Source organism: Micromonospora sp. NPDC023869 (assembly GCF_055559695.1).
The window spans coordinates 637,344-660,311 of record NZ_JBVHKD010000002.1; the positions used below are offsets into that span (position 1 = coordinate 637,344).

The 22,968-nt window shown below is 72.0% G+C and carries 21 protein-coding genes; 9 read left to right on the forward strand and 12 right to left on the reverse strand.

Annotation, left to right across the window (positions count from 1 at the left end):
- The first annotated feature begins 386 nt into the window (after window positions 1–386).
- Together ACZ31C_RS08655 and ACZ31C_RS08660 are read left to right on the forward strand one after the other, a co-directional pair.
- The gene (locus tag ACZ31C_RS08655; protein ID WP_350692955.1) at window positions 387–1,025 is read left to right on the forward strand and encodes a TetR/AcrR family transcriptional regulator; all 639 of its coding nucleotides are present in this window, start codon (window positions 387–389) and stop codon (window positions 1,023–1,025) included.
- A gap of 63 nt (window positions 1,026–1,088) precedes the next feature.
- Window positions 1,089–1,319: a DUF3107 domain-containing protein gene (locus tag ACZ31C_RS08660; protein WP_350692957.1), complete on the forward strand. Its 231-nt coding sequence runs from the start codon at window positions 1,089–1,091 to the stop codon at window positions 1,317–1,319.
- A gap of 3 nt (window positions 1,320–1,322) precedes the next feature.
- On the opposite strand, the gene ACZ31C_RS08665 is transcribed toward ACZ31C_RS08660, so the two are convergent.
- Window positions 1,323–1,976, reverse strand: a complete 654-nt coding sequence (locus ACZ31C_RS08665; protein WP_465794721.1) for a ferritin-like fold-containing protein — start codon at window positions 1,974–1,976, stop codon at window positions 1,323–1,325.
- 358 nt (window positions 1,977–2,334) lie between these two features.
- On the opposite strand from ACZ31C_RS08665, the gene ACZ31C_RS08670 reads away from it, so the two are divergent.
- The 3 genes from ACZ31C_RS08670 to ACZ31C_RS08680 all read left to right on the forward strand — a co-directional run bounded on the left by ACZ31C_RS08670 (window position 2,335) and on the right by ACZ31C_RS08680 (window position 5,923).
- Window positions 2,335–4,065, forward strand: coding sequence for a DEAD/DEAH box helicase (locus ACZ31C_RS08670; protein WP_465794722.1), 1,731 nt, complete (start codon window positions 2,335–2,337; stop codon window positions 4,063–4,065).
- Between the two features lie 168 nt (window positions 4,066–4,233).
- Window positions 4,234–5,388 (forward strand): class I SAM-dependent methyltransferase, encoded by a 1,155-nt coding sequence (locus ACZ31C_RS08675; RefSeq protein WP_465794723.1) that lies wholly within the window; start codon window positions 4,234–4,236, stop codon window positions 5,386–5,388.
- A 118-nt stretch (window positions 5,389–5,506) separates the two neighbouring features.
- Window positions 5,507–5,923 carry a helix-turn-helix domain-containing protein gene (locus ACZ31C_RS08680; protein WP_350692964.1) on the forward strand — a complete coding sequence of 139 codons (417 nt, stop codon included), beginning with the start codon at window positions 5,507–5,509 and terminating at the stop codon, window positions 5,921–5,923.
- Here the strand turns inward: ACZ31C_RS08680 and ACZ31C_RS08685 are convergent.
- Together ACZ31C_RS08685 and ACZ31C_RS08690 are read right to left on the reverse strand one after the other, a co-directional pair.
- Window positions 5,920–6,921 carry a hypothetical protein gene (locus ACZ31C_RS08685; RefSeq protein WP_465794724.1) on the reverse strand — a complete coding sequence of 334 codons (1,002 nt, stop codon included), beginning with the start codon at window positions 6,919–6,921 and terminating at the stop codon, window positions 5,920–5,922. The two genes, ACZ31C_RS08680 and ACZ31C_RS08685, sit on opposite strands and share 4 nt — an antisense overlap.
- Window positions 6,922–7,068: 147 nt before the next feature.
- Window positions 7,069–9,228 (reverse strand): RecQ family ATP-dependent DNA helicase, encoded by a 2,160-nt coding sequence (locus ACZ31C_RS08690; RefSeq protein WP_465794725.1) that lies wholly within the window; start codon window positions 9,226–9,228, stop codon window positions 7,069–7,071.
- A 408-nt stretch (window positions 9,229–9,636) separates the two neighbouring features.
- Between ACZ31C_RS08690 and ACZ31C_RS08695 the strand changes: the two genes are divergently transcribed.
- The gene (locus ACZ31C_RS08695) at window positions 9,637–10,425 is read left to right on the forward strand and encodes a hypothetical protein (protein ID WP_465794726.1); all 789 of its coding nucleotides are present in this window, start codon (window positions 9,637–9,639) and stop codon (window positions 10,423–10,425) included.
- A 73-nt stretch (window positions 10,426–10,498) separates the two neighbouring features.
- On the opposite strand, the gene ACZ31C_RS08700 is transcribed toward ACZ31C_RS08695, so the two are convergent.
- Together ACZ31C_RS08700 and ACZ31C_RS08705 are read right to left on the reverse strand one after the other, a co-directional pair.
- Window positions 10,499–10,648: a hypothetical protein gene (locus ACZ31C_RS08700; RefSeq protein WP_465794727.1), complete on the reverse strand. Its 150-nt coding sequence runs from the start codon at window positions 10,646–10,648 to the stop codon at window positions 10,499–10,501.
- On the reverse strand, window positions 10,645–10,938 hold the full coding sequence (locus ACZ31C_RS08705; RefSeq protein ID WP_465794728.1) for a DivIVA domain-containing protein: 294 nt from the start codon (window positions 10,936–10,938) through the stop codon (window positions 10,645–10,647). The genes ACZ31C_RS08700 and ACZ31C_RS08705 overlap by 4 nt, the downstream gene beginning before the upstream one ends.
- Window positions 10,939–11,242: 304 nt before the next feature.
- Between ACZ31C_RS08705 and ACZ31C_RS08710 the strand changes: the two genes are divergently transcribed.
- The 3 genes from ACZ31C_RS08710 (at window position 11,243) to ACZ31C_RS08720 (ending at window position 13,950) form a co-directional block, all read left to right on the forward strand.
- The gene (locus tag ACZ31C_RS08710) at window positions 11,243–11,473 is read left to right on the forward strand and encodes a GntR family transcriptional regulator (RefSeq protein WP_465794729.1); all 231 of its coding nucleotides are present in this window, start codon (window positions 11,243–11,245) and stop codon (window positions 11,471–11,473) included.
- 481 nt (window positions 11,474–11,954) lie between these two features.
- Window positions 11,955–13,289 (forward strand): TrkH family potassium uptake protein, encoded by a 1,335-nt coding sequence (locus ACZ31C_RS08715; RefSeq protein ID WP_465794730.1) that lies wholly within the window; start codon window positions 11,955–11,957, stop codon window positions 13,287–13,289.
- A complete protein-coding gene (locus ACZ31C_RS08720) occupies window positions 13,279–13,950 on the forward strand; it encodes a potassium channel family protein (protein WP_465794731.1) in 672 nt (223 codons plus the stop codon). Before ACZ31C_RS08715 ends, ACZ31C_RS08720 begins: the two co-directional genes overlap by 11 nt.
- Window positions 13,951–13,952: 2 nt before the next feature.
- On the opposite strand, the gene ACZ31C_RS08725 is transcribed toward ACZ31C_RS08720, so the two are convergent.
- From ACZ31C_RS08725 to ACZ31C_RS08755, 7 genes are all read right to left on the reverse strand, one after another.
- Window positions 13,953–15,626: a protein kinase domain-containing protein gene (locus tag ACZ31C_RS08725; RefSeq protein ID WP_465794732.1), complete on the reverse strand. Its 1,674-nt coding sequence runs from the start codon at window positions 15,624–15,626 to the stop codon at window positions 13,953–13,955.
- Window positions 15,627–15,696: 70 nt separating this feature from the next.
- Entirely contained in the window at window positions 15,697–17,250 is a 1,554-nt protein-coding gene (locus ACZ31C_RS08730; RefSeq protein ID WP_350692982.1) for a fused MFS/spermidine synthase, read from the reverse strand.
- A gap of 36 nt (window positions 17,251–17,286) precedes the next feature.
- The gene (locus tag ACZ31C_RS08735) at window positions 17,287–18,303 is read right to left on the reverse strand and encodes a coiled-coil domain-containing protein (RefSeq protein WP_465794733.1); all 1,017 of its coding nucleotides are present in this window, start codon (window positions 18,301–18,303) and stop codon (window positions 17,287–17,289) included.
- A gap of 238 nt (window positions 18,304–18,541) precedes the next feature.
- Window positions 18,542–19,351: an inositol monophosphatase family protein gene (locus tag ACZ31C_RS08740; RefSeq protein ID WP_465794734.1), complete on the reverse strand. Its 810-nt coding sequence runs from the start codon at window positions 19,349–19,351 to the stop codon at window positions 18,542–18,544.
- Entirely contained in the window at window positions 19,344–19,796 is a 453-nt protein-coding gene (locus ACZ31C_RS08745; protein ID WP_465794735.1) for a response regulator, read from the reverse strand. The genes ACZ31C_RS08740 and ACZ31C_RS08745 overlap by 8 nt, the downstream gene beginning before the upstream one ends.
- Window positions 19,793–21,679 (reverse strand): sensor histidine kinase, encoded by a 1,887-nt coding sequence (locus ACZ31C_RS08750; protein ID WP_465794736.1) that lies wholly within the window; start codon window positions 21,677–21,679, stop codon window positions 19,793–19,795. The genes ACZ31C_RS08745 and ACZ31C_RS08750 overlap by 4 nt, the downstream gene beginning before the upstream one ends.
- Window positions 21,676–22,926: a PP2C family protein-serine/threonine phosphatase gene (locus tag ACZ31C_RS08755; protein WP_465794737.1), complete on the reverse strand. Its 1,251-nt coding sequence runs from the start codon at window positions 22,924–22,926 to the stop codon at window positions 21,676–21,678. The genes ACZ31C_RS08750 and ACZ31C_RS08755 overlap by 4 nt, the downstream gene beginning before the upstream one ends.
- Between the last annotated feature and the right edge of the window lie 42 nt (window positions 22,927–22,968).

The window sequence follows — 22,968 nt, forward strand, 5'->3', positions numbered from 1 at the left end:
CCGGCTGGTCACCGGCGGGAGGCGGCAGGTCGGCGTAGCGTGGGGAGGCGGTCGCCCAACCGGAGGGCGACTCGGGGCGACGCCGAGGCGCGCCGAGGTCGCGGGGACCTTCCGCCCCCCACGACCAGTCGGCCGCCGACGGTGCCCACCCGTTGCCGGAACGGGCCAGGTCATCCCGCTGACCCGTCCCGTCGCCGTGCTCTCCCGGGGTGGCGGCACCGGGTTGCCCTGCTTCACTCACCGCGCGCTCCTTGGTCGCCCCCGCTGAGGCTACCGTGTGGCGACAGTGGCGATAAGTTACAGCGGCGGGCCAATTCCGCACGGGGCCATGGCGGCCCTGAGCGGTTCGGGCGAAATGCGGCCCGTCTACAGACTCGGAGGTTCCCATGACCGCTGTGGGGAACGGTGCCCAGACCACCGGCAGGCCGACCCGCCTGCCCCGTTCGGCACGCCGCAAGCAGCTACTCGCCGCTGCTCAGGAGGTGTTCGTCGCGCAGGGCTATCACGCCGCCGCCATGGACGACATCGCCGAGCGGGCCGGGGTCTCCAAGCCCGTGCTGTACCAGCACTTCCCCGGCAAGATGGAGCTGTACCTCGCCCTGCTCGACACGCACTGTGACGCAATCGTCGCCAAGGTGCACGACGCGATGGCGAGCACCGCCGACAACAAGGAGCGGGTCAGCGCGTCGGTGCGGGCGTACTTCGACTTCGTCGACCACGAGAGCGAGGCGTTCCGCCTGGTCTTCGAGTCGGACCTGCGCAACGACCCGGCCGTGCGGCAGCGCGTGGAGCGGGTCGAGCAGGGCTGCATCGCGGCGATCACCGACACCATCATCTCGGACACCGGAGTCAGCCGGGCACACGCGGAGCTGCTCGCCTCCGGCCTGGTCGGCGCCGCCGAGACGGCGGCGCAGTTCTGGCTGGCCCGAGGGCGGCAGGTGCCCAAGGCCGAGGCGGAGGCGTTGGTGGCCGCCCTGTCCTGGCGAGGCATCGCCAGCTTCCCGCTGCAAGGTGAGTCAGCCTGAACTCCCACCTTGTGATCGGATAGCCTTCGCACGGCGACCATTTCGCCCGACGGAGGAGGCACAGTGGAGGTCAAGATCGGGGTGCAGTACGCACCACGCGAGCTGGTCCTGGAGAGCGCGCAGTCGCCGGCCGAGATCGAGCAGATCGTGACCGAAGCGATGGCCAGGAGCGAGGGCGGCACGCTCTCCCTGACCGACGAGAAGGGCCGGCGGGTCATCGTGCCGGTCAGCAAGGTCGCTTACGTCGAGATCGCCGAGGCGTCCCCTCGGGCGGTGGGCTTCACCGTCCGCTGACGATCAGTTGTTGAGGCCGGCGGCGGCCATCCGCGCGGTGTGCGCGGCGGTCAGCCGCCGGAACAATCCGGGTACGTCGGTCCGCCCGTCCGCGACGATCAGGGCGGTCAACGCCCCCTGGTCGGCGGCGACCACCCGGCCCGCCTGGGACAGCGCCTCGCCGACCAGCCGCCGGGCCCACATCGACAACCGTCCGGCGACCTTCGGGTCCGCCGCGACGGCGTGCCGGATCTCGGCGGCGGCGAACTCCGCGTACCGCGACTCGCGCAGCACGTCCAGGACCAGTTGCCGGTCCGGCTCCCGCAGCGCCTCGGCGGTCTCACGGAGGAAGTCCTCGGTGATCCCGTTCCCCACGTACGCCTTGGTGACCGCCTCGGCCCAGTCCCGGGGCTCGGTCGAGTCGTGGTATCCCTGCAACGGCTCGACGTAGGCCGCCATCGCCTCCTCGACCGGTACGCCGAGCACCTCCAGGCGGTCGGCCAGCCGCCGGTAGTTCGCGATCTCGGCGGCGGCCATCTCGCCCAATGCGGCCCGACGGCGCAGATCCGGGGCGAACCGGGCATCAGCCGCCAGACGTTCGAAGGCGAGCAGTTCACCGAGGGCCACCAGGCCGAGCAGGTCGGCGACGGCATACTCGGGCGTGACGGGGGCGGACATCCGCGCAGGCTACCGCTCGCCGGCCCGCCCGGGACCGCCCGACGGGACGCCGCCGGGCAGGCTGACCAGGCGGAGCCGACTACATTTGTGTGATGCAGCTCACACAGAAGCCCTACCGATGACTCTTGCCGGACTGGAATCGGGACGGCCTCACGCCCGTTCAGGTAACATGGACGAGTTGCCGTAGGTGCCGATCCCGACCGGATTCAGATCCAACCCGGTCGAAGTCCGACCCACGGCGCGCGTGCGGCCCGGTCCGCCCGGCATCTCTGCCGCCGACCGTGTGGCCCGCGCCAAAACCGAACGCGCCCTGAGGACATGATGGGGCGCACCCACGAGAGGGCACCCCCAAATCCACATGAGTGAGCCGATTCAAGACCTCACAGACGGCCAGGAACTGGCCCCGACCGCCCCGGTCCGACCGGAGGCACCGACCTTCGCCGAGCTGGGCGCACGCGCCGAGACGGTGGACGCGCTGGCTGCGGCCGGCATCACCCGCGCCTTCGCCATCCAGGAGTACGCGCTGCCGATCGCGCTGCGCGGCGCCGACCTGATCGGGCAGGCCCCGACCGGCACCGGCAAGACCCTCGGCTTCGGCGTACCGCTGCTGGAGCGGGTCTTCGCCCCGAACGAGGGCAGCGACGGCGTGCCGCAGGCGCTCGTCGTCGTACCCACCCGTGAACTGGGCATCCAGGTCGCCAAGGACATCGCCGCCGCAGGCCGCACCCGGGGCGTCCGGGTGCTCCCGATCTATGGCGGCGTCGCGTACGAGCCGCAGGTCGACGCGCTGCGCAAGGGCGTCGAGATCCTCGTCGGTACGCCGGGTCGCCTGCTCGACCTGGCCAAGCAGAAGCACCTGCGCCTGCACGGTGTACGCGCGCTGGTGCTGGACGAGGCCGACCGGATGCTCGACCTGGGCTTCCTCGACGACGTCGAGCGGATCCTGGCGATGCTGCCGGAGGACCGGCAGACCATGCTCTTCTCCGCGACCATGCCGGACCCGATCGTGACGCTGTCCCGCCGGTTCCTGCGTCACCCGATCACGATTCACGCCGGGCACACCGCCGAGACCGGTCCGTCCCCGCAGACCGAGCAGTTGGCCTACCGCACCCACTCGATGAACAAGATCGAGATTGTCGCCCGGATCCTCCAGGCCGAGAGCCGTGGTCTCACGATGATCTTCACGCGGACCAAGCGGGCCGCCGACCGGGTCGCCGAGGACCTCGACTTCCGTGGCTTCGCGGTCGCGGCCGTGCACGGCGACCTCGGCCAGGGCGCCCGCGAGCGCGCCCTGCGGGCCTTCCGCGCCGGCAAGATTGACACTCTGGTCGCCACCGACGTCGCGGCCCGGGGCATCGACGTCAGCGGCGTGACCCACGTCATCAACTACGACTGCCCCGAGGACCAGGACACCTACACCCACCGGATCGGCCGGACCGGCCGGGCCGGGGCGACCGGTGTGGCGGTGACGTTCGTCGACTGGGACGACATGCCCCGCTGGCGGATCATTGATAAGACGCTCGGGCTGGACATGCCCGACCCGCAGGAGACCTACCACACCTCCCCGCACCTCTACACCGACCTGCACATCTCGACCGAGGTGACCGGCACGCTGCCGACCGCCGAGCGGACCCGCGCCGGGTTGGCCGCCGAGGTCGAGGAGGACCTGGGCGGCGGTCGTTCCCGCCGGGGCAGCGAGCCGCGCGGCACCGGACGTCGCCAGGGCCGTGGACGCGGCGAGGGCGGACGCGGCGACAGCGGCGGACGCGGTGAGGGCCGAGGTCGTGGCGAGGGCCGGGGCCGCTCCGAGAGCGGTCGCGGGCAGGGCGGCGACGCCGGGCCGGAGTCCGCCGAGGCCGGCGCAGAGCTGTCCGGCGAGGCCGGTGAGGGCACCCGCACGCCGCGCCGCCGTCGGCGCCGCCGGGCCGGCGAGGTCATCGCCGGTGTCGACTCGGCCAACTCCGCCGAGACGGGCACCCCCGCCGAGGCCGCCACCGGCACCGAGGGCACCGCCGAGACGCCCCGCCCGCGCCGCCGTCGGCGCCGCCGGGCCACCGCCGGCAGCTCGGCCGAGGCCAGCACCGACTGATCCCGCTCCGTCCACCGGACAGAGCAGCACAGGAGACCACGCACCGGCATCGCGCCGACGACCAGCCCGGTCGTCGGCGCGATGCCGTCAGCACCCGCCGCCTCGAACGCACAGCACCGCCGCCCGGCCGATGTCGGCGTACCCCGGGCCGGCGTGGAAGATGGAACGATGCCCGAACCGTTGGACTCCGCCCTGGCCGAGGTCCGCTCTATGCTGCTGGACCCCGCACTGACCCGGGCCGTGGCCGCCGGTCGCCGACGCGGCCAGCGTCCGTCCGTGGTCCGGGCCGAGTTGCGGCCGGTCGCGCTCAAGGCCGGCCCGAGGTTGCAGATCTCCACCTCCGACGGCGAGCGGCCGTACACCCGCAACGTGGCTCCCGGGCCGGAGGCGGACACGGCGGTCGAGGCGCTGCTGGCCGAGCCGTTCGGCAACTGGCACGTGGAGACCGTCGAGGCCACGCTGCAACTGCGGGTCACCAAGTCGGGCGAGGCGCAGGTGCACCGCAGCGCCAGCACCCGCCCGGCCGCTGCTCCGGCCGGGCACGACCGGGCCAAGGAGTACCTGCTCGACCCCGGCGACCTGCTCTTCGCCGAGATCGGCGGCTCGGCGGCCAAGCGTCGTCAGGTGGACGCGTTCCTGCGGGCGCTGGCGGCGACGCTGCCCGACGAGCCGGGTCCGCTCCGCGTGGTGGACCTGGGCTGCGGCAACGCGTACCTCAGCTTCGCCGCGTACCGCTATCTGTCCGGTCAGGGTTGGGACGTCGAGCTGGTCGGCGTCGACGTACGCGACGACCAGCGCCGCCGCAACACCGCGCTGGCGCTGCGGCTGGGCTGGGCCGACCGGGTGCGCTTCGTGGCCGGCACCATCGCCGACGCGGTCGTCGAACCGGTCCCGGACCTGGTGCTCGCCCTGCACGCCTGCGACACGGCCACCGACGAGGCGCTGGCCCGCGCGGTGCGTTGGGGCGCGCGGTGGGTGCTGGCCGCGCCCTGCTGCCACCACGACATCGCCGCGCAGCTCCGCACCCGCCCGGCACCGGCCCCCTACGAGCTGCTGACCCGGCAGGGGATCCTCCGGGAACGCTTCGCGGACGTGCTCACCGACGCGTTGCGGGCCGGTCTGCTGCGGCTGCACGGCTACCGGGCGGAGGTGGTCGAGTTCGTCGACTCGGCGCACACCCCCCGCAACCTGCTGATCCGGGCACGGCATACCGGCGTCGAGCCGACCGACGCCCAGCGCGCGGAGTACCGCGAACTGGTGGCGCAGTGGCGGGTCTCACCACGACTGGAGACGCTGCTCGCGCCGCCGGCCGCGATGCGTTGACCTGACCCGGTTCCGCCGTCACTGTCGTCTGGTCGATCAGTCAGTTGCTTCCGCAACTTCGCGTACTACTCTCGAAGAACGCACCGTCGGGTGCCGGTCGGGAGGGCATACCCACCGGATGGGTTCGGCAGAGGTCTCGCCGCAGATGGCGTTCGCGCGCTTCGTGCGCCGTGCCATCGACGACGCCCGGGAGGAACGCGGCTGGACGGTCACCGACCTGGCCGGGCACACCGGGGTCGGTCGATCCACCGTCTTCCGCTGGCTGGCCGGCGACTGGCAGGACTACCCCGAGTTGGCGAAGGTACGCGGCTTCTGCGCCGCGCTGGACCTGCCGGTGGCGGCGGCCTTCCGGGCGCTCGGCCTGCCCGATGCCGGCCCCGGGCCGTGGCGGCGCGGCGACGAGGGCCCGGTCGAGGCCGACGTCCGGGTGATCCTGCAACGGCTGGCGGATCCGACCGTGCCGGCCGAGGAGAAGCACCACATCCGTGACCTGCTGCGGTATCTCGCCCGCCGACCGATCCGCCGGGCCGGCTAGCCGACGGTCACCGTGAACTCGGCGGTACGGACCTCACCGCCGGTGGCGAAGTCCAGATAGAGGCGGTAGCGCCCCGGCCCCGGTGTGGTCAGCCAGAACCGGATCGTGCCGTCGACCAACTCCGTCTCGGGGTGCACGTGCAGGTACCCGAGGTCACCCTCGCGCAACGCGACGAGGTGCCCGTACGCGCCGAGGTACCGCTCCAGCGTCGGGGCGGTGCCGTCCGCACCGGTGACCCGGAAGCTCAACGGCACCGTCAGCCCGGGTTCGGGGCTGCCCTGGTATCCGACGCTCCATCCGTCGACCGTGTCGGTGGTGGCCGGGGCGGGCAGGTCCCGAGGTTGGTAGGTGCCGGGAGCGACCAGGTCCACGCCGAGCGTGGTGGCGGTCTGCCGCCCGTCGTCGGCGAGCGCGGTGAAGTCGGCGTACGCCCGCCACAGGCCGGGCTGCGCCAGGGTGAGCGGCACCGACCAGGTGCCGTCCGACGCCATGGTCGGGTGCAGGTGCTGGTAACCGCTCAGGTCGCGTCGCACCACGATGACGTGCATCGGCTTGTCGTGCACGATCGCGAACCGGGTGACCGTGCGGCGCTGCCCGTCCTCGATCCGGAACCGCAGCTCGCCTTCCCGCCCGACGGTGAACTCGGCGGACAGCGGGGCGAGGGTGTAGCCGTCCCGGCTGATCGCCAGCCCACCGGCTTCGGCGGCGGCGTCCTGGTCGGCGCCGTGCGAGTGCGCGCCGACACCGGGAGCGTGGCTGTGGTCGGCCAGCGCGCTGTCCCCCGTACCGCCGAGGGCCGCCGCCGGACCGCCGCCGTTGATCCGGCCGAGCCCGAAGCCGAGCAGCACGGCCAGCACCAGCCCGCCGACCACCAGGGCCAGCCGCAGCGTGGCCCGGTCCGGCGTCGCGGAGACCCCGTCCGGGTCGCCACCCGCCGCCGGTCGCTCGGCGACCCGCACCGACCCGAACGCGGGCGCGTCGGGTTCCTGGTCAGCCATGCGCCCACCGTACCGCCGGGTGCTCCGGCGTCCCGGCGGGTCCGCCCGGTCGTGGCTCCGGTCGCACCCGCAGCCGGTCGCACCCGCAGCCGGTCACGGTCGGGCCCGGCACGCGCGCCGAGGTGTCAGCCGGCCGTGTGCCGAGTGTCAGCCGGCGACCGCGAGCGCCAACGGCAGGACGTCGGGGGCACCGGCGCGGCGCAGTTCCCGGGCGGCCATCGTCATCGTCCAGCCCGAGTCGACCAGGTCGTCGACGAGCAGTACCGGGCCGTCCAGCCCGCCGAGGGCGTCGGCGAGCGGGTCGGGCACGGTAAGCGCGCCGTGCAGGGTGCGTACGCGCTGAGCGCTGTTGCCGCGCGGACCGGCCGGCGGACCGGCGGCGACGACCCGGCCCAGCAGCGGTAGCCGCCCGACGGCGGAGATCCGCTCGGCCAGCGACCCGACCAGCACCGGGTGGGTCCGCGAGTCGACCGCGACCACGCCCGCCGGGCGGCGGGGCCACGGGTCGTCGCCGTGCGCCCACGCCTTGAGCACCTCGATGACGGCGGCGGCCAGGTCGTCCGGGAGCGGGCCGTCCGGCGTGCCCGGCCCGACCAGACCGCGCAGCCGGCCACCCCAGCCGAGGTCGGAGAGCCGGCCCACGGCACGTCCGGCAAGCGCCTGCTCCGTCGGGGCGATCCGGCCCTTCAGCGGTACGCCGACCGCCTCCAGCCCGGTCGGCCAGAGCTTCTTGGGCGCGAGCGGCACGCCGGGGCGGCCCAGGAACGTCTGCGCGGTGGTCAGCGCGGCCGGTGACACCTCCGCCGTGAACAGCGGCGCGGCACACCGGTCACAGCGCCCGCAGTCGGCCGCCTCCGCGTCGTCCAGGCAGTCCCGCAGGTAACGCATCCGGCAGTCGGTCGTCGCGGCGTACCCGAGCATGGCCTGTTGCTCGTCGGCGCGGGCGGCGGCGACGCGGCGCAACCGGGGCTCGTCATAGACCCAGGGTTCGCCGGTGGCGAGCCACCCACCGCGCACCCGGCGGACGGCGCCGTCCACGTCGAGCACCTTGAGCATCAGCTCCAGCCGGGCCCGGCGCAGGTCGACCAGCGGCTCCAGGGCCTGGGTGGAGAGCGGCCGGTCGGTGTGCAGCGCGGCCAGCACCGCGCGGACCTGGTCCTCGGGCGGGAAGGCGAGCGACGCGAAATACCGCCAGATGGCCTGGTCCTCGACACCGGGCAGCAGCAGCACCTCGGCGTGCTCGACCGCGCGGCCGGCACGCCCGACCTGCTGGTAATAGGCGATCGGCGACGGCGGTGCGCCCAGGTGCACCACGAAGCCGAGGTCCGGCTTGTCGAAGCCCATGCCGAGCGCGCTGGTGGCGACCAACGCCTTGATCTTGTTGTCGAGCAGGTCCTGCTCGGCGGCGCGACGGTCGGCGTCCTCGGCCTGCCCGGTGTACGCGGCCACCGTCCAGCCCCGCGACCGCAGGAACTCGGCGGTCTCGGTCGCCGACGCCACGGTCAGCGTGTAGACGATGCCGGAGCCGGGCAGCCGGTCCAGGTGGTCGGCGAGCCAGCCGAGCCGGTGCGCCGGGCTCGGCAGGTCGAGTACGCCCAGCCGCAGCGACTCCCGGTCCAGGCTGCCGCGCAGCACGAGGACGTCCGGTCGCTGCTGCCCCCGCGTGACCGCCTCGGTGCCGAGCTGCTCGGCCACGTCCCGCGTCACCCGCTCGTTGGCGGTGGCGGTGGTGGCCAGCACCGGCGTCTGCTCGGGCAGGTTGCCGAGGAAGGTACGCAACCTCCGGTAGTCCGGCCGGAAGTCGTGCCCCCAGTCCGACACGCAGTGCGCCTCGTCGACCACCAGCAGGCCGGTGGTGGCGGCCAACCTCGGCAGTACGCCGTCCCGGAAGTCCGGGTTGTTGAGCCGCTCCGGGCTGATCAGCAGCACGTCCACCGCACCGGCGTGGATCTCGCCGGTGATCTCGTCCCACTCGTCGAGGTTGGCCGAGTTGATGGTGCGTGCCCGGATGCCGGCGCGGGCCGCCGACTCGACCTGGTTGCGCATCAACGCCAGCAGCGGCGACACGATCACGGTGGGCCCGGCCGGCTCTCGACCCTCCACCTGCTGCCGCAACAGCGCGGTGGCCACGAAGTAGACCGCCGACTTGCCCCAACCGGTGCGCTGCACGCAGAGCACCCGCCGCCGGTCGACCACCAGCGCCTCGATCGCCCGCCACTGGTCCTCTCGGAGCCGGGCGTCCTCGCCCGCCAGCCGCCGCAGCACCGCCTCGGCCCGCTGCCGGATCACCGTCCGTTCCTGGCTCATCCGGCCTTTCTACCAGCACCGTCGGACGATCGGCCCGTCACGGCGTGCGCTCGGCGGCCAGGCGGGCTTGGTGGCCAGGCGGGCTTGGTGGCCAGGCGGGCTTGGTGGCCAGGCGGGCTTGGTGGCCAGGCGGGCTTGGTGGCAGGTGCCCTGCTGCGGTCGGTCCGGTGTTGTCCCCCGGCGTCCTTTGCTCTGCTTCAACTGGCGCAACAGAATCCGGGCGTGTTCGGTGCGTGGGGTGAAGCAGAGCAAAGGGCGCCCGATGAGGTGACCGACGGCCCACGAGAGGCGCGGCGGACCGGTGGTGATGTGGGGGTGAGTGGGTGGCCGTGCGACGTGGTGGCGGGCCGCGGTGGCCGGGAGTCTGGCATACGATTCCGTTCGATCCACGGGGGAGAGAGAGACGAGATGACTCAGCGAACCGGCACCACCGCCACGACTCGGCGCTTCGCGGTCGCGACGATCGCTTTGCTGGCCGCGACCCTGGTGGCCGGCTGCGACGACAAGGACGCCCCGGAGGCGGCCCCACCGCCGCCCGACCCCAAGCAGGAACTGCTGAACGCTGTCCCCGGCGAGGAGGACCCGGCGTTCCGCTTCACCACCTCGGGCGACGTGTCCGGGGTGGTCGACCCGGCGAACCGGGGCATGGACATCGACACGGTCACCAAGGACAAGGACTTCACCCTGGAGATGTCCTTCCGCATGGTCGAGTCGCGTACCTGGATGAAGGTCACCTTCAAGGGCGACAAGGACATCCAGAAGCTCATGAAGCTGCCCACCAAGTGGATGGAGCTGGACCCGACGAAGATCGAGGGTCCGGACGCCCTGCCCACCTACGAGGGCACCGACCCCGGCAACGCCGAGGTGATCATCCAAGCGGCCAGCGACATCCAGGCCGGCGAGGGCGGGACGTACACCGGAACGGTGGACCTGTCCGCCCAGCCCGAGTTGGCGGACGCCCTGGAGGGCGTGGCCACCCTCGGCGACGCCGTCACGCAGATCCCACTCACCGCAGTGGTGGGCGCGGACGGCAACCTCGCCTCGCTCACCCTGGCCATCCCGGCCGCCGGGGAGCAGAAGGCGTCGGAGTACGTGGTCGAGTACTTCGACTTCGGCACCGCCCCCGCGATCGTCGCGTTCACCGACGACGATGCGCAGGAGGCACCCAAGGCGGCGTACGACCTGCTCAACGGCTGATTCGTGACGGGGCGGCACGCCGCCGTGCCGCCCCTGCCGCCGTACCCTCCCGCTTGTCCCCGGCCAGGCGACGTCAGGTGCGGGACAGGTGACACGGCCCGTCGTGGTCGGCCAGCCGCAGACACCGGCCACCGTCGAGTGGTTGATCGCAGAACACCCAGTGGCGGATGAACTGGGTGTCCTCCTCGGAGACCGTCGTACCCACCGCCTGCTGGGCGCTCACCGCCGCACCCCCGGCGCGAACCGCGCCTGCCAGCTCCGCAGCGCCCGCTTGATCCGTACGTTCTCCTCGGCCACCGTCGCCAGATCCCGGCGCGCCACGGCCAACTCGGCGGCGACCCGGCTCAGGAAGGCATGCACCTCGGCCGGATCACAACCCCGACGCACGGAACGAAAGCGCTGGTCACGGATCTGCCCGGCGGTCAGTGGCCGGCGCGAGTCCGACCGGTGCCACCCGCCGCCGGGTGACGGCACCGCCGCCTCGGGACGGAACAGTCTGAGCACCGCACGCATGGCCGTCTCCTCCTCGTCGACACAGCACCCGTCCGGAGGGTGAAGCTGGAGACGGCCCGGTCGCCGGACGGGGACGCCGACCGGGCCGCCGGCTCCGCGATCGCAGCCCTGATCGGCGGTACGACCCCGGAGCCCACCTGAGGTCCGACCCGGAGGCTTGCCGAACCAACCGGAGTCGGACGACATGAAGCTACCCCAAATATTTGTGTAGGTCGACCCCGGAGAGCATCGACATCGCAACTTGTTGCAGTTACTGGTGCAGGCCCGGCATGATCGGAGACGCCGAACCAACCGGAGTCCTCACATGCCCACAGCAGAAGCGCCCTACCGGCGTATCGCCAACGACATCACCGCGAAGATCAAGAGTGGCGAGCTCAAGCCCGGCGACAAACTCCCGTCCACTCGGGAGCTCGCCGAGGAGTACCAGGTCCACATGAACACCGCGTCCCGCGCCTTGTCGCTTCTGCACGATCGGGAGCTGATCACAGGCCAGCCTGGCCGAGGCACTTTCGTCGCCGACCGACCCGAGCGGTAACGGAACCTCCCGCCCGCGAGCCGACCCGATCGACGACACAGCAACTTCATTGTTGTTGCTGTGTCAGGCGGCGATCGAGGCAGCAGTATCCATGAAGTTGCGCGGATCTTGAAGCCTGGCGAGCGCGTCGCCCACCCGGCAACGTCCGCCTGCACGACACCGTCCGCCCACCCCGCGACGGCCGCCCACCCACCCCGCGACCTGCCCCGCAGTTCCTCCACCACCCAGCAGTCCTGCGCACCAGCCCCGCAGCCCCGCCACCACCCCGCGATCATGGAGTTGTGTCGTGACGAAAGGGAGATACATCCGCGATTCCCTCGCCACAACTCCATGATCGGCGTGAGGCGCGACGGGCGAGGCGCGACGGACAGCGACACTGCCGCACATGGACCGGTGGCTGGTCGCTGGCGGCTGACGGTCGGTGGAAGCTCGGGATCTCGATTCCCGCACCCCGAACCGGGTGGAATCGGAAGATTGTCTGGTGCGCCGGTTCCTTCGTCACCCCGTACGGCTGGTGCCGGTCGGCTTCCTGGTGACGATCCTGCTCAGCACCGGCCTGCTGATGCTGGGCCCGATGACGCTCACGCGCCAGGACGCCCCCTTCCTCGTCGCCCTGTTCACCGCCACCTCGGCGGTCTCGGTCACCGGGCTGGCCATCACCGACACGCCGAACTACTGGTCCGAGACCGGGCTGGTGGTGATCACGGTGCTGACCCAGATCGGCGGTATCGGCATCCTGACGCTGGCCGCACTGGTGATCCTGACCGTGTCCCGGCGGCTCGGTCTGCACAACCGGATGCTGGTGCAGGCCGAAACCCTGGAGTACGGGCTCGGTGACGTACGCCGGTTGCTGATGCACATCGCCGCCACGGTGCTGGCGTGCGAGGCGGTGATGACGGTACTGGTCGCCGCCCGGCTCTGGCTCGGCTACGAGTACACCCTCGGGCGGGCGCTCTGGTCGGCGTCCTTCCACTCCATCCAGGCGTTCAACAACTCCGGCTTCTCGCTCTACTCTGATGGGCTGCTGGCCTTCGCCCGGGACCCCTGGGTGACCCTGCCGCTGGCCCTCGGCTCGATCGTCGGCGGGCTGGGCTTCCCGGCGTTGTTCGAGGCGGTCCGGGAGTGGCGGCGGCCGGTGCGCTGGGCGGTGGCCACCAAGTTGACCATCTGGGGCAGCGTCGTGCTGGTGGCCCTCGGTTTCGTGATGTTGCTAGCCAGCGAGTGGTCCAACCCGTGGACCATCGGCCAGTACGACATGCCGGGCAAGGTGAACGCCGCGTTCACCCAGATCACGCTCTCCCGGACCGGCGGCTTCGAGGTGATGCCGATCGACCGGTTGCGGGAGGAGAGCTACCCGCTGCTGACCGCGTTGATGTTCATCGGCGGCGGCAGCGCCAGCACCGCCGGTGGCATCAAGGTGTCCACGTTCTTCCTGCTCGCCTTCATCATGTGGGCGGAGATCCGGGGCGAGCCGGACGTCACGGTCGGAAACCGGCGGATCGCCACGTCGAGCCAGCGGCAGGCGTTGACCGTCACCCTGCTCAGCGTCGCGATGGTGGCCGCCGGCACCTCCGTGTTGATCCTGCTCACCGACGGGTTGCCGCTCACCAACGCGCTGTTCGAGATCACCTCGGCGTTCAGCACCACCGGCCTCACGGTCGGGTTGGCGTCGTCGCTGCACGACGGGGGCGTGTTCCTGCTGACCGTCCTGATGTACATCGGCCGGGTGGGTCCGCTCACCCTCGGCTCGGCCATCGCCCTGAACACCCGCCGCCGGCTCTACCGCTATCCAGAGGAGCAACCCATTGTCGGCTAAGAGATCCGACGACGAGACGATCGCCGTGATCGGGCTGGGTCGTTTCGGCTGTCACCTGGCCGAGTCGCTCAGCGCCCTCGGGCACGACGTGCTGGCCATCGACCGCAACGCCCAGCAGGTGCAGAAGTGGTCGGCCCAGCTCGACGAGGTGGCCCAGGCCGACTCCACCGACGAGGACGCGCTGCGCCAGCTCGGCGTCGCCGACCTGCAACGCGTGGTGGTGGCCATCGGTGCCTCGGTGCAGGCCAGCGTGTTGACCGTGCTGGCCCTGGTCGAGCTCGGCGTACCGCAGATCTGGGCACGGGCCACCTCCGCGCAGCACGCGAAGATCCTGTCCTCGGTCGGCGCGCAGCACGTGGTCTTCCCCGAGGCGGAGACCGGCGAGCGGCTGGCCCACCTGATCGTCAGCCGGATGCTCGACTTCCTGGAGTTCGACGACGCGTTCGCCATCGCCAAGCTGCGCGTACCCGAGTCGCTGGTGGGGCAGGCGGTCAGCGAGGTACGGCTGCTGGACCGCTACGGCGTACGCGTGATCGGGATCAGGCCACCCGGCGAGAGCCGCTTCCGCTACGTCTCCGACGGGCTGGAACTGGTCCGGGACAGCACCCTCATCGTCGAGGGGACCATCGAGCACGTACAGCGGTTCTCCCTGCTCACCTGAGGTCAGTTCTTTCCCTTGCCGGGCTTGCCCTTCTTCGGCTTGTCCTTGCCGGGCTGCTTCTCCTTACCCGACTGCTTGTCCTTGCCCGACTTGTCCTTGCCCGACTTGGTCTTGGTGTCGGCCGGCTTCTTCTCCGCGCCGCTCTTGGTCTTGGCACCACCAGCGCCGCCCGAACCCTTCGACGTCGTCGTGGTGGCCTTCACCGGCTTACCGGCGGCCGGTGTGCTGCCGGCGACCCCGGAGACCTGCACCCCGCACCGCGCGTCGCCGACCCGGAACTCCAGCGGCAGCGGGTTCGGCCCGGTGTAGCGGCCGGTCAGAGTCATCTTCTCGGTCGCGCCCGGTGCCAGCGCCGGCTTCTCCGGCGCCGGCTGCACGGCGACCGACCGTCCCTGCTGGCGCGCCTGCGCCGGGCTCGCCTTGGTCACCTTCTGCTTCCCGGGGAAGGTGAAGCTCATCGTCCAGTCGCGCAGCTCCCGCTCACCGGAGTTGGTCAGGCTCAGCTCGGCGGTGAACTCGGTGCCCGAGTCCGTCCGCAACGCATAACTGACCTGGCAGGGGATCGTCTGCTCGGTGCCCATCCGGGCCTGGGTGGGCTGGTCGATGCCGCCGCTGGCCGGGCTGCGCGCGGTCAGCGTCCAGACCATCACCGTCACGCCGATCAACGCGGTGGCGGCCACCGCCGCCTCGACCCGGCGGCGACGGGTCGCGGCGCGGCGGGTACGCAGGCCGGCGAAGGGCAGCGCGCCGGTCGCCGCCGACCAGGGCAGGATCGTGGTGCCGACGCTGGCCAGCAGCATCGGCGCGGCGGGCCGCTCGTCACCGGCCCGCGCGGTCACCTTGCCGACCGCCTCGGCGAGGCACCGGGCCAGCTCTGCGGTGCGCGGCCGGTCCTCCGGGCGCTTCGCCAGGCAACGGTGCACCAGTTCGGCGACACCGTCGGGCAGCTCCGGCACGTCCGGCATGGGCGCGGGCTCGCGGTACAGGTGCGCCCGCAGCATCTGGGTGGTGGTGGTCGCCTCCCAGGGCAGCCGCCCGGTGAGCATCCGGTAGAGCAGCAGCCCGACCGCGTACACGTCGGTGGCGGGGCTGACCTGGCCGTTGTCGAGCCGTTCCGGGGCGAGGTAGGCGGGCGTGCCGAGCAGGGTGCCGTCCGGTCCCTTCTCGCTCTCGCCGACCAGCGCCGAGATGCCGAAGTCGACGACCTTGACGCCGGTCGGGGTCAGCATCACGTTGCCGGGGGTGACGTCGCGGTGCACCACGCCCCGGGCGTGCGCGGTGGCCAGCGCGGAGGCCACCTCCGCCGCCACCGTCACCGCCTCCCGCCAGGGGAGTCGGGCGTCTCGGCGCAGCCGCGCAGTCAGCGGAGCGCCGTCGATGAGCTCCATCACCACGTACGGCACGGTCAGCCCGACCTGCTCGGACTCCCCGTAGTCGTACACGTTGGTGATGTTGGGGTGGCAGAGCCGGGCGGCGGCCTGCGCCTCGATCCGGATCCGGTGCCGGAAGGCCCGGTCGCTGGCCAGCCGGGACGCGAGGACCTTGACCGCCACCTGGCGGCCGAGCACCTCGTCGTAGCCGCGCCAGACCACCGACATCCCGCCCGTGCCGACCTGCTCGATCAGCCGGTACCGCTCACCGAGCAGTTGCGTGCCCCTGCGTTGGCCACCACCCATGGTCGGCGTTGTTGCCCGACGCGAACCCGCCTACACCTTTCTGGTCGGATTCGGTCACGATCTCACCCGATCAGGCGGTCGCGAGCAATTGGTCCACCGGCGCGTAGTCATCGGTCAACACCAGTGCGTCGCCGACGAAGTCGGTGAGGTCGCCGCCGGAGAGCAGGCTGACCGCCTCGTTGCGGTCGTCCAGCCGGGCCCGCACGGCGGCCAACGGCAGCGGCGCGTCCGAGGCGACGATGAGGAAGTTCGCGCCCCGCTCCCCCGCCAGCGCCTCCGGAGGGGCGATCAGCGCCACGTGCCGGAACTCGGCGGCGACGGTGGCGACCTCGCTCCGGATGAAGCGCAGCGGCGGATAGTCGATCACGTTCTGCACGTACACCCCGCCGGGCCGGGTGACCCGCCGTACCTCGGCGGCCATCTCCCGGGTCGCCAGGTGCCACGGCACCACCAGATGCCCGAACGCGTCGCCGACCACGAAGTCCCGCGTGTCGGTGCCCTGCGCGGCCACCAGCATCCGGGCGTCGCCCACCTCGGCCCGCAGGTCCGGTCCCTGGCGTACGCCGAGGTGGCGCTCCCCCAGCTCGACCAGCCCGCCGTCGATCTCGAAGACCAGGTTGTCGGTGCCGGGCCGGGTAGCGGTCAGATAGCGCGGCACGGTGAACCCGCCGCCGCCGAGGTGCAACGCGTCGAGCCGCTGCCCCTCCGGTGCCAGCACGTCCGCCACCGCCCCGATCCACCGGGTGTACGCGTACTCCAGGTGGGTCGGGTCGGCGAGGTCGACGTACGAGTGCTGGGCCGAGTTCAGCAGCAGCGTTCGCCCGGTGGACCGGCCGGGATCGGCCTCCACCCGGGCGCAGTGGTACGCCGTCTCCACGTCACACGGATCCGGTGCCACCACGGTCAGCCCCACGCCGACCAGACCCAGCACCGCCAACGCGGCCTTGGTCCGGGCCGGACCGGGCAGGCTCGCCCGGTCCTGCCGGTGCAGGTACACCCCGAGCGCGATGCCGGTGATGCCGAGCGAGGCGGCCAGCCCGAACAGGATGACCGTGCTGGGCAGCGCGGCGACCAGCACGAAGCCGGTGACCAGGGTGGCCGTCACCGCGCCCAGCGTGCCGATGCCGGAGAGCCGACCGACCACCTGACCGGTCCGGCGCAGGTCGGCGAGCTGAAGCTTGATCACCAGCGGGCTGACCGAGGAGAGCAACATCGCGGGCGCGAACACGGCGACCACCACGAGCAGCAGGATCGCGCTCTCCGCGCCGCCCCGCAGCACCTCACCGGCGTACCGCACCGCCGGCAGGGTGATCGCGGTGGCGATGCCGGAGAGCACCAGCGCGGGCGCCAGCAGCGTACGCGGGTTGCGCCGGTCGGCCAGCCAGCCGCCCGCCCACGCCCCGTACGCGATCGCGGCCAGCGCGATGCCGATGACCGAGCTGGTGACCTGGAGGGTGACCCCCACGTACGGCCCGACCAGGCGCAGCGCGGCGGTCTCCAGGACCAGGACGGCTCCGCTGGAGTAGAAGACCAGGAACGCGGCGAGCCCGTTGGGCAGTGCCCGGGGTGCCTCCGGTTCGGAGGGCACGGCGGGCACCGCCACCTCAGGCGATGGAGAGTTCATCGTGGCGATGGTACGCAGCAGAAGACGGGCAATGGGTCAGTACATCGAGGTGTGAACATGGTTCGTGTGATCTGCGGCCGGACTGCCGCTGCCGCCGTACGCCCGCCAGCCGGTGCCCGGGTGCCAGATCTGCCGGTACCAGATCACGTAGAGGATGCCGAGCCGATCCGCGTTGCGGACGTGCCAGGCGGCCAGGCTGTCCCCGTACGACTTGTCGCCGCCGGTGGCCGTGCGGTCCTCGAAGCCGTTCGTGGCGGCCGAGAAGTCGCAGGCCCGGCCCTTCGGGTGCTCGCCCGAGCCGCCGCTGCGGAAGCAGGAGACGTGCCGCTTGTAACCGGCGGCCTTGGTCTGGTTGAGCATGTGCAGCGTGCGTGCGGTGATGCAGCCGGAGGTCGTCGGGTCGTTCACCGAGCACGACTCACCCGGCCAGGAGCCGTCGGAGTTGCGCGGTGCCGGGCTGGCCGAGCTGGAGTTGCCGCCGCTGAACCCGCCGCTGCCGCCGGAGCTGACCGCGGCCAGGGCCGTCTCGGCCTCCTTCTTCTTCTTCGCCATCACGGCGAGCTGCTTGCGCTGCTCGCGCACCTCGGCGTTGATGGCGAGCTTGGCCTGTCGGGCCTCCTCGCGGGCCTCGGTCAGCTCGCGCACCCGACGACCGTCCCGCTGGGCCATCATGTCGAGGCTGGCGGCCCGCTGCACGAAGGCCTCCGGGGTGCCGCTGTCCAGCAGCGCGGCCGCCGCGCTCAGCCGACCCACCCGGTAGGACTGCGCGGCCACCTCGCCGACCAGGTCGGTCAGCTCGCCCAGCCGGCCCTCCACGTCGGCCAACTGGGTGGCCATCTGCTTCTGCCGCTTCTCCGAGCCCTCAAGCTTCCGCTTGGCCTCGATGTGTGCCTTGGCGGTCGACTCCAGGGCGTCCCGCAGCTTCTTGCTGCCACCCTCGTTGGGCTCGGCGTACGCCGGCACGGCACCGAGGCCGAACAGCAGCGCCACTGCGGCGAGCAGGGCGATCAGGGGCCGGAGAACCCGCCGCCCGATGGGCATGGACCTGCGCACGAAAGCATCCTTCCGTCGGCCGCCGGCCCCCGGGGAGGCGCTGCGCGGCGTCGGCCGCCGCCGGCGCCGGTCGGCGGCCTGCTGGCGAAGACCGCCGGTCAGGATACCGGACCGGAACCGCAGAACCACGCCCCCGAACCCCGCACGGGCCACACCGTCGACACACCGACACCACGCCCTTACGCAGCGCATTCGCATTCACGTCGGTCATGCCGTACGCGAGCGGTGGATCTGGCGGTCAGGGCGCCAGGAGCGTGTTGTGCACCTCGGTCCAGACCTTGTCGCTGGCGGCCACCAGCAGACCCGGCTCGGTGTCGGCCGGGTGGTAGTCGGTGCCGTCGAGGCGACGGGCCACCCCACCGGCGGCCCGCACCAGCAGCGTGCCGGGGCCGTGGTCCCAGGGCAGGGTGCGCCAGAACAGGACGAACTGCTGCCGCCCGGTGAGCACGTCGAGATACTCGCGCCCGGCGCAGTGCTGGCCCGGCAGCAACTCGCCGATCCGGGCGCCACCGGCCACGACCGTACGCTGGGACGACGCCGGCAGGAACTTGGTCATCGCGGCCCCCCGCAGCTCGCCGACCGGTGGCGCGTCGGCGGGCAGACGCACCAACGCACCGTCCAGGTACGCGCCCGCGCCGTCCCGGGCCGTGGCCAGCGTCCCGGCGATCGGGTCGAGGATCCACGCCGCCCTCGGCCGGCCTTCGGTGAGCAGGGAGACCATCAACGCGAACGGGGACTTGCCGGCCGCGAAGTTGGCGGTGCCGTCGATCGGGTCGACCAGCCACACCTCGCCCGAGGAACTCAGGTGACGCAGCAGGCCCGGGTCGTCGGCCACCGCCTCCTCGCCGACCACCACCGATCCGGGACGCAGGCGACGCAGCCCGGCGCTGATCATCTCCTCGGAGCGGCGGTCGGCGACGGTGACCAGCTCACCGGGGGCCTTCTCGGTCACGTCGGCGTCGTCGAGGTGCCGGAACAGCGGCAGCACCACCCGGTCCGCGGTCTCCCGCAGCAGCCCGGCGACGTCGTCGACCAGCGTGTCAGCCACGCGGCGGCAGCTTCACCACGCTGACGAAGAACTCGTCGATCTGCCGGACCACCGCGATGAACCGTTCGAAGTCCACCGGCTTGGTCACGTACGCGTTGGCGTGCAGTTGGTAGCTGCGCAGTATGTCCTCGTCGGCCTGCGAGGTGGTGAGCACCACGACCGGGATCCGGCAGAGCTGCTCGTCCTTCTTGATCTCCTCCAGCACATCCCGGCCGTCCCGGCGCGGCAGGTTCAGGTCGAGCAGGATCAGGTCCGGCATCGGCGCGTCCGCGTACTCGCCCTCGCGGCGCAGGTAGGCCAGCGCCTCGGCACCGTCGGAGACCACGCTCAGCCGGTTGCGCAGCTTGTGATCCTCGAACGCCTCCCGGGTCATCAGCACGTCACCCGGGTCGTCCTCGACCAGCAGCACCTCGATCGGGCTGTTGCCGTCAGCCGGCGCGGTCATCTCACCGCCTCCTTCATGCCACCAGTTCCGTTGCCCGATGCCCCACCCGGGGCCTGCGGTCCGCCGTCGTCGGTCGACCCGCCGGTGCGCTGAGCGACACCGGATGAGGGCCGCCCCACACCCACCTCTTCGCCGACCGTACCGCCGTCACCTGCGGTTTCCGAACCCGATCCGGCTGCGGCACCGCGCGACGACGCCGCGTCGACGCCGGTGGCACCGGCCGTCGACGGCCCGTCACCTGGCCGATCCGTCGCCTCCGGCTCGGCCCGATCGGTGTCCGACGTGGCGTCGGCGGCCGATCCGTCCGCACCGGCGGCGTGCCGGGCGCGCTCGATGTCGGCGGGCAGCGCCGGCAGGGTGAAGCGGATCGCGGTGCCCTCGGGCACGTCGGTGTCCACCCAGACCCGGCCGCCGTGGTACTCGACGATCTTCTTGACGATCGCCAGTCCGATGCCGGTGCCCGGGTATGCGTCCTTGGCGTGCAGCCGCTGGAAGATCACGAAGATCTTCTCGGCGAACTCCGGCTCGATCCCGATGCCGTTGTCCTGGCAGGTGATCTCCCACTCGTCGTCGACCAGCCGGGCCGAGACGTGCACCTTCGGCGTGACGTCCGGGCGGCGGAACTTCACCGAGTTGCTGACCAGGTTCACCAGCAGGTTGGTGAGCAGCGGCTCCTCGCCCCGGATCACCGGCAGGTCGCCCCAGGTCAGCTCCGCGTCGGCGTACTGGCGGGCCGGTTCGGTCTGCGCGGACACCTCGCCCATTAGGCGGTTCAGGTCCACCTCGGTGAACCCGGCGGTGATCCGGCCGATCCGGGAGAACGCCAGCAGGTCGTTGATCAGTCGTTGCATCCGCTGCGCGCCGTCCACCGCGAAAGCGATGTACTGGTCGGCCCGCTCGTCGAGCCGGCCGGCGTACCGCCGCTGGAGCAGTTGGCAGAAGCTGGCCACCTTGCGCAGCGGCTCCTGCAGGTCGTGCGAGGCGACGTAGGCGAACTGCTCCAGGTCACGGTTGGACCGGGTCAGTTCCTCCGCCTGCTTCTGCAACTGGGTGTTGACCCACTCGATCCGCTCCCGCGCCTCGCGTACCTCGGCCAGGTCCGCGGCGATCTTCTGGCGCATCGCGTCCACGTCCTCGCCGAGACGCTGGAACTCCGGCGGGCCGGCACCGGAGATCCGGTGCGAGTAGTCGCCGGTCGCCACCTGGCGGACCTGCCCGGCCAACGTGGTCAGCGGTCGCAGCACCATCCGGTCCAGCGAGAGCAGCAACGCGATACCGGCCAACGCGACCACCAGCGCGGCGATGATGAGCAGGACGACGAGCAGGTTGCCGGTCCGCTCGACGTCCCGGACGGTCGCCTCCCGGGCGGTGAAGATCTCGTCCTGCAACGCGGCGACCGAGGTGCGTAGCTGGTCGAACCGCTGGCGGCTCTCGTCGGTCAGCAGGGCCTGCCCGGCCGCCGTGCCGCTGCTGTTCGTCGTGTCGATCACCGGCTGGGCGACCGTGCGCCGCCACTCCTGCGCCTGCTGCTCGACCACCACCAGGTCAGCGACGATCTCCGGGTACTTGCCGGACAGCTCCCGGATCTCCTGCGCCGTCGCCCGCTCCCGGGCCAACCCCTGCTCGTACGGGGCCAGGTCCTCCAGGTCTCCGGTCACCGCGTACCCGCGTACCCCGGTCTCCTGGTCGAGCAACGCGTTGAGCAGCTCCTGGCCCTGCACCCGCAGCGGCCCGACCTGCAACAGCAGCACGTCGGTGTACTCGCGGTTCTTGGTGGCCACGACGGCCTCCGCCCCCGCCACGCTGAGCAGGATCGCGCCGACCACACTGAGCATCACCAGTACCCGGCGACGCAGCGTCCACGTACTCGCCGCCAGGTTCATCGGCCACCGCCCCGGGAGACCAGCAGCATCGCCACGTCGTCGGCGAACGGACCACCGTTGAGCTGCTCGGCCCGGCCCACCAGCCAGGCCGGCACGTCGGACAGCGGCAGTCGGCGGCTGTCCGGCTCGGCGAGCAGGCGAGTGAGGCCGGGCACGTCGAGGCGTTCGTCACCATCGCCCACCCGGCCCTCGATCAGACCGTCGGTGTACATCAACAGGGACCAGTCATCGGTGTCGAACTCCAGGTCGAAGGCGACCGGCCGGCGCGGCCGTACGCCGAGCAACAGACCACCCGGTGCCGGCACGGGCACCACCCGCCCACCGGTGAGCAACACCGGCGGCGGATGACCGGCCAGGCGTACCGTCGCCCGGTTGGCCGCCAGGTCGAGGCGGACCGCCGCGACCGTGGCGAAGATCTCCTGGAGACGGCGCTCACTCATCAGCACCTGCTCCAACGCGGGCAGCACCTCGTCGTCGGGCACTCCGGCGAGGACCAACGCGCGCCAGGCCACCCGCAGTTCGACGCCGAGCGCCGCCTCGTCCACCCCGTGTCCGCAGACGTCCCCGACGATCAGGTCGACCCGGTCCGGGCGGGTCTGCACCACGTCGTAGAAGTCCCCGCCGATCAGGGCGGCGTGCCGGCCGGGGCGGTAGAACGTGTGCACCGCGATCTGGTCGGTCGACATCAGCGGCTGGGGCAGCAGGCCACGCTCCAGACGCGCCGACTCGGCCTGGCGCAGCTCTATTTCGCGCAGCCGGCGGGCGTTCTCGTCGGCCCGCTTGCGCTCCACCGCGTACCGCAGCGCCCGGGTCAGCAGCACCCCGTCCACCTGGCCCTTGACCAGGTAGTCCTGTGCTCCCTCGGCGACCGCCACGATGCCCAGATGCTCGTCCGAGCGGCCGGTGAGTACGCACACCGCCGCGCTGCCGGACATCTCCAGCACCTGCCGCAACCCGTCCAGCCCCTGCGCGTCGGGCAACCCGAGGTCGAGCAGGACGCAGTCGACCCCGGCGACGCGGTTGCGGGCCTCGCGCAGGCTCGTCGCGACGAGCAGGTCGATCCCCGAGTTCGTCTCGGCGAGCAGCTCGCCCACGAGGAACGCGTCGGCCTCGTCGTCCTCGACCAGCAGCACCCGGAGTCGCTCGCCGGGCGGCAGGTTGGGATTGCCCCCGAGACCGCCCTGCGGATACGGCCACGACACGACGGAGGGACCGGACATACCGGTCCCCCGGTGCGGCCGGGTCACCGCCGCCACGGGCGGGAGGTCGTTGGCGATGTCGGGCTCCTT